6 protein-coding genes are annotated in these 4685 nt (G+C 66.7%); 3 read left to right on the forward strand and 3 right to left on the reverse strand.

Translation table 11 applies throughout. The annotated features are described in order from the left end of the window. Positions 1–310: 310 nt before the first annotated feature. Positions 311–925 carry a TetR/AcrR family transcriptional regulator gene (locus ACOQFS_RS08750; RefSeq protein WP_421562505.1) on the forward strand — a complete coding sequence of 205 codons (615 nt, stop codon included), beginning with the start codon at positions 311–313 and terminating at the stop codon, positions 923–925. Between the two features lie 76 nt (positions 926–1001). On the opposite strand, the gene ACOQFS_RS08755 is transcribed toward ACOQFS_RS08750, so the two are convergent. The 3 genes from ACOQFS_RS08755 to ACOQFS_RS08765 form a co-directional block, all read right to left on the reverse strand. Beyond that, complete coding sequence (locus ACOQFS_RS08755; RefSeq protein ID WP_421562506.1) at positions 1002–1424, reverse strand: universal stress protein; 423 nt, start codon at positions 1422–1424, stop codon at positions 1002–1004. A gap of 112 nt (positions 1425–1536) precedes the next feature. Further along, positions 1537–2382: a metallophosphoesterase gene (locus ACOQFS_RS08760; RefSeq protein ID WP_421562507.1), complete on the reverse strand. Its 846-nt coding sequence runs from the start codon at positions 2380–2382 to the stop codon at positions 1537–1539. Positions 2383–2430: 48 nt separating this feature from the next. After that, the gene (locus tag ACOQFS_RS08765) at positions 2431–3387 is read right to left on the reverse strand and encodes a LysR family transcriptional regulator (protein ID WP_421562508.1); all 957 of its coding nucleotides are present in this window, start codon (positions 3385–3387) and stop codon (positions 2431–2433) included. Between the two features lie 125 nt (positions 3388–3512). Here ACOQFS_RS08765 and ACOQFS_RS08770 point away from each other — a divergent pair, with 125 nt between their 5' ends. Together ACOQFS_RS08770 and ACOQFS_RS08775 are read left to right on the forward strand one after the other, a co-directional pair. Next, positions 3513–3953, forward strand: coding sequence for a hypothetical protein (locus tag ACOQFS_RS08770; protein WP_421562509.1), 441 nt, complete (start codon positions 3513–3515; stop codon positions 3951–3953). A 227-nt stretch (positions 3954–4180) separates the two neighbouring features. Further along, positions 4181–4621, forward strand: coding sequence for a hypothetical protein (locus ACOQFS_RS08775; RefSeq protein ID WP_421562510.1), 441 nt, complete (start codon positions 4181–4183; stop codon positions 4619–4621). The last annotated feature ends 64 nt before the right edge of the window (positions 4622–4685 follow it).

Below are 4685 nucleotides of genomic sequence, written 5' to 3' on the forward strand. Positions count from 1 at the left end.
TGACAAGGCAGGCAACGCAGCCGGGTGCCCGCCGCTGCCCCGGCCCAAAGGGTGAGGGTCTGGCAACGCCGCACTCAGCGTTGCCGTGCTCGCCGGGTGGCCACCCGACTGCGCCCGGCGCCTTGATTGCGGCGTTGCCAGACCCTCACGCACAGCCGATTTCTCGGATTCAGCGGACTAGCCTGCCGCGTGAGCGCAGCCCGCCCGCGCGTTTCTGTTTATCGCATCCGGCAGCCCTGTGTGTGAACGGTCTGGTTGTGTTGCAACTTGGGCGTTTATTTTTTTTACTGCAACGTATAAAATTGGCGCCATGGCCACTCCGCAACCCAAAATCTCGTTCAAGGAGCAGATGCACCAGGCACGCGAAGAAGCGATCCTGCAGTCTGCGTGCCGCCTGCTGGGCGAAAAGGCGTTCGACGCCATGACCATGGACGACGTCGCCAATTCGGTCGGCATCGCCAAGGCCAGCCTGTACAAGCACTTTTGCAGCAAGGAGGAGCTGTGCAGCGCCGCCATGGTGCAGATCCTCGCGCGGGTGCAGGCCTACCTGGCCGAACTGCCGACAGAGATGGCGCCCATGGACAAGTTGCGCGCCTTGGTGCGCTGGTCGCTGGAGCGGCTGCTGGCCAACGAGATGCCCCTGCTGCCCAGCCGCAACTCCACCCTGCGGGCCGTGCTCATGGCCAACAAGGACTACCTCAGCGGCCTGGTGGCCGTGAGCGATCAGATTGGCGAGTGGATCACCGAGGCCCAGGCGCAGCGCGAAATCAGCCCCTCGCTGCCACCGCTCGTGGTGCTGTACACCCTGTATGCGCGGGCCTGCGACCCGGTGGTGAGCTTTCTGAAAGAAGGCGGCCAGCACTCCGACGCGGAGATCGTGGAACTGGTGATGCGCACGTGTTTTGACGGGCTGGCGGCGCGCTAGTCCCATTGGATACGCCCGGCATGCCGGGCGTTTTCATGTCCGCCGGCGCCCCCACTCGACAGGGCGCAGGAACATATCAGCGAACGATCAGCACCGGCACCTTGCTGTGGGCCAGCACCTGGGTGGTGACCGAACCCATCACCAGCGTGGCCAGCGCGCCGTGGCCGTGAGACCCCATCACGAGCAGGTCGAACTTGCCGCTGTCCGCAACCTTGGCGATGCTCTCGCCCACATGTCCCACCTTCATCGCGCGCTTGGCCTGCACGCCATGGCGTGCGAGGAACTTGCAGACGGGGGCCAGCACCTTTTCGGCCTCGTCGGCGTGGTAGCTGTCCACGGCCTCTTTGCCCAGGGCGGACCGGGCGCGGGCGGGCAAGGGTGCCTGGATGGTGAGCACGGTGTACTCGTGGTTGTCCCCGAGCAGCTCGGCATGGGTGGCGAGGTAAGCCAGCATTTTCTTGGTGTAGGCGCTGCCGTCGACAGCAAGCAGGATGTTCATGGTGTTCTCCGTTAAGGGTGGCTCAGACTATGACTGTGCGCGGGCCTCTGTTGTCTTGACCTGTGTCATGTTTTTCTCCTGCGCGCCGCGGGGCGGTGGTGCCCCGCGACGATCATACGGTGACCACGCACTGGGGCTGAAACCGCTGCTGCTCGCCCTTGCGCGCATAGCCCAGCGGGTTGGCCACCACCCGGCAGGCCCAGGGGGTGTCGTCGGCATGCGATCCACGCACGGTGTAGTCGCTCGGGGCATGCAGGTGGCCGTGCAGCCAGAGCTGGGCGTGGGGCAGCAACGCGTCCAGGGCGTTGCAAAACCCCGCCGTTCCCGGCACGAGGCCATAGCGCGGATCCGCACTGCGCAGGCTGGGTGCGAAATGCGTGACAGCCACCGTGGGGCCCGTGAAGGGCACGGAGAGCGCGGCGGCCAGCCACGCCTGGCACTGCAGGCCCTGCTCGCGCATCTGCTCGGCCAGGAAGGGCTCGCCCCCGCGCGTGCCTCCGGTCTTGCGCAGGTAGTAGTTGGCGGCCCGAAAGGCCTTGTCACGCAGTTTCAGGCGCCGCCCGATGTCGCTCGCGGCCTCATGGTCGGCCAGGGCATCGAAGTCGGTCCACAGCGTGGTGCCCACGAAACGAACCCCGTCCAGCACCAGCGACTCGCGTTCCAGCCAGGCAATGCCCAGGCGATCGCAGGTGGCGCGCAGGCGCAGGTGCGCTTCGTCAAAATCCTGCGCGTCGTACTCGTGGTTGCCCGGCACGAACACCACGGGCACCGGCCAGCCGCCAAACGGGGGCAGGGGGGAAAAGCGGGACAGGCCGAAATCGCCATCGCCCAGCTGCGAGCCCGGTTGATAGGAGCCGATGTCGCCCGCCAGCACCAAGACATCGGCAGTGGGCGCGGGCTCGGCGCAAAAGTGCGGGTGCGCCTCCAGGTGCAGGTCGGACAGCAGTTGAATGTTCATGGAGGGCGCAGTCTACGACGGGCCGCGCACAGCCCCGGCGTGTGCCCGCTACCCCGGAAACGTCTTGCGCGCCGACCGGGTCAGGGCCCCCAGCAGCCAGGTCATGGCGGTCTGCTGCGGACCGCGCCGGCGCCACAGCGCGTCCACATGCACCGGGGGAACGTCCAGGGGCAGCGCGCGCTGGACCAGGTCTTCCTCGATGCCCGTGACCGGCACGAAATGCCGGAGCAGCACGGTGAGCAGGTCCGAGCCGCACACCACACGGCCCGCCGTGAAGAACTGGTTCACCGTCAGCACCACGCGCCGCTCGCGGCCCAGCGATGCCAGCGCCTCGTCGATGAAACCAAACGGCCGCCCTGAAAAGCTCACCAGCATGTGGCGCGCCTCGCAGTAGGCATCCAGCGTGAGCGGCGCATCGGCCAGCGGGTGGCCCCGGCGCATCACGCACACATATTCGCCGTCGTACAGCCTGCGGCTTTCGTAGGCCACCACACCCCCCGATTGCGCGCGCGCCGTGAGGTCCGCAAGTGCGGCGGGGAAGTAGCCCACGGCCATGTCGGCCGCCTCATCTTCCAGCAGGCGGCGCGGGTCGCGGGTGGTCAGCGGCAGCACCCGCACCGAGATGCCGGGGGCTTCGCGCTCGATGATCTCAACGAGGGCTGGGATGAGCGTTGCCGCCGTGGCGTCGGCCATGGCCAGCACAAAGGTCGACTCCGCCGTGGCGGGCTCGAAGCGCCCGGGTGCCAGCGACTGCTGCAACTGCGTGAGGGCCTCGCGCACGGGCGGCCACAGGGCCAGCGCGCGGGGTGTGGGTTCCACCCCCTGGCCGCTGCGCACCACCAGGTCATCACCCACCACGTCCCGCAGCCGCCGCATCGCATTGCTCACGGCAGGCTGCGTGATGGACAGCTTGTGGGCCGCGCGCGTGAGGCTGCGCTCGGCCATGACCTCGTCGAACACCCTGAGGAGGTTGAGATCCAGCGAACGGAAATTGAAACCAGTCATGCTTGGAACATCACGATCATGAATGCCAATGATTCAACATATAAATTTGAACATCTAAAGGGTAAACCCTAGTATTCGCACATCGCCCGGCACTATCGCCACAAGCGCTTGAAAGGGATTCCGCCATGACCAGCTTTGCCCACACTCACTATCCCACCGCCCACCCCGGCGTGGAGCGTGCCGAAAACACCGTTGCAGCCCTTCGCCGCGCGGCGGCTTCCTTTGACGGTGCGCGAGGCACCGCATCCATACTGCGCGCTGCTGGCGTGGCGGCATTGCTGGTGCTGGCCAGTCAGGTCGTGGACACCTGGGGCGAGGGCCATCGCGTGGCCGCGTGGATGGTGCTGTGGGTGGTGGCGTTTGTCGGCATCGTCCTGTTCAGCGCCCCCGCCCGCCGCGCCGGCGTCGCCCTGAAGGCCGCCAGCGCGCGCTGGGCGGAAAGCCGCCGCCGGGCCATCGAAGACGACAAGCTGTGGCAGCTGGCCGTACAGGATCGGCGCGTCATGGCGGACATCAGCCACGCGTTGGACCGCCGCGCCGTGGACGACATCCGCAAGTACCGCTGACACCGCTGCGGTGTCGGGCCATCAGCCCGGCCAGCGAGCAAAAAGCCCGGCGTGGACTCTGCGCCGGGCTTTTTGTTTTTGGCCGGCAGACGAAGTAGTTCACCGATTCATCATCAACATGAATGCCTGAGATTCAAGATATAAACTTGAATAGATCTAGGGTAAACCCTAATATTCACCCATCGCCCGGCAATTTCGCCACAAGCGTTAGAAAAAGGGATCACACCATGACCAGCTTTGCACACGTTGACTACCCCTCCGAACACCCCGGCGTCGTACGCGCCGAAAACGCTGCTGCGGCCCTGAAGGGCGCGGCAGCACGATTTGACGGCGCCCGGGGCGCCGCCTCGCTGCTGCTCGCAGCCGTGGTTTCCGCCCTGCTGGTGGTGGCGCACCAGGTGATCGACACCTGGAGCGAGGGCCATCTGCTGGCCGCGTGGATGGTGCTGTGGCTGGTGGCCTTTGCGGGACTGGCGCTGCTGGCCACCCCCGCGCGCCGCGCGAGCGGGGTGCTGCGCCGCACCGTGGCGCAGTGGGCCGAATCCCGCCGCCGCGCCGCCGAGGACGAGCGGACCTGGCAAGTGGCCCTGAAGGACCCGCGCATCATGGCCGAGCTGCAGCACGCCATGGGCATTCCCACCATGAACGACCTGCGCGCCTACGACTGAACGTTCGGCGCGGCCGGCCGCAAAGGCTGGGCAACAAAAAAGCCGTGGCATGCCACGGCTTTTT

This window comes from Paracidovorax sp. MALMAid1276 (genome assembly GCF_049198005.1).
Classification (GTDB): Bacteria; Pseudomonadota; Gammaproteobacteria; order Burkholderiales; family Burkholderiaceae_C; genus Acidovorax.